1 pseudogene is annotated in these 1035 nt (G+C 68.8%); it reads left to right on the top strand.

The features are described 5' to 3' along the window. Positions 1-1035, top strand: a pseudogene (locus tag D180_RS16630) (methyl-accepting chemotaxis protein); the annotation flags it as partial.

Below are 1035 nucleotides of genomic sequence, written 5' to 3'. Positions count from 1 at the left end.
TCAACGCGATGATGGAGGTCAGCGACCACAACCTGGGCAAGCTGTCGGCCCTGCTGCAATCCATCGCCGCCGGGGATCTCACCGCGCGCATGGATGGCGAGTTCCGCGGCGTGTTCGCGCGGATGCGCGACGACGCCAACGCCACCGTCGAACAGCTGACCGGCATCGTCGGTCGCATCCAGACCGCGGCGGTCAGCATCAACGCGGCCTCGACCGAAATTGCCGCCGGCAACGACGACCTGTCGCGCCGCACCGAGCAGCAGGCGGCAAGCCTGGAAGAAACCGCCGCGTCGATGGAGGAACTGACCTCCACGGTCAAGCAGAACGCCGAGCACGCGCGTCAGGCCAACCAGTTGGCGGTGGGCGCGGCTTCTGTGGCCTCACAGGGCGGCAACGTGGTCGGCCAGGTTGTTCAGACCATGAGCGGGATCGAGGCGTCCTCGAAGAAGATCGCCGACATCATCAGCGTCGAGACGGCATCGCCTTCCAGACCAACATCCTGGCCTTGAATGCGGCGGTGGAAGCGGCGCGCGCCGGCGACCAGGGCCGCGGCTTCGCCGTGGTCGCCAGCGAAGTGCGCACCCTGGCACAACGCTCGGCCGGCGCCGCCAAGGAGATCAAGTCGCTGATCGACGACTCGGTCGCGCGCGTGGCCGAGGGCTCGGCGCTGGTCGATCAGGCCGGCCGCACCATGAGCGAGATCGTGGCCTCGGTGCAACGCGTCACCGACATCATGGGCGAGATCTCGGCGGCCTCGCAGGAGCAGGCGTCGGGGATCGAGCAGGTCAACCAGACCGTCACCCAGATGGACGAGGCCACTCAGCAGAACGCCGCATTGGTGGAAGAAGCCACCGCCGCCGCGCGCTCGATGGAGGAACAAGCCGGCCAGCTCAGCGACACCGTGGCGTTGTTCAAGATCGACAACGTCGGCGTGCGTGCGGCGACGGCGCCGCATGCCACGGTCAACGCGCCGCGTGCGGCCAAGGTGACGGCGCGTCCGCAGCGGCAGCCCGCCAAGCGCACCGCGGTCGCGGC

It is taken from the genome of Xanthomonas sp. SHU 166 (assembly GCF_000364685.1).
Lineage (GTDB): Bacteria > Pseudomonadota > Gammaproteobacteria > Xanthomonadales > Xanthomonadaceae > Xanthomonas_A > Xanthomonas_A sontii.
Note: the sequence above shows the minus strand (reverse complement) of the source record. Positions and strands in the feature narration are given on the sequence as shown.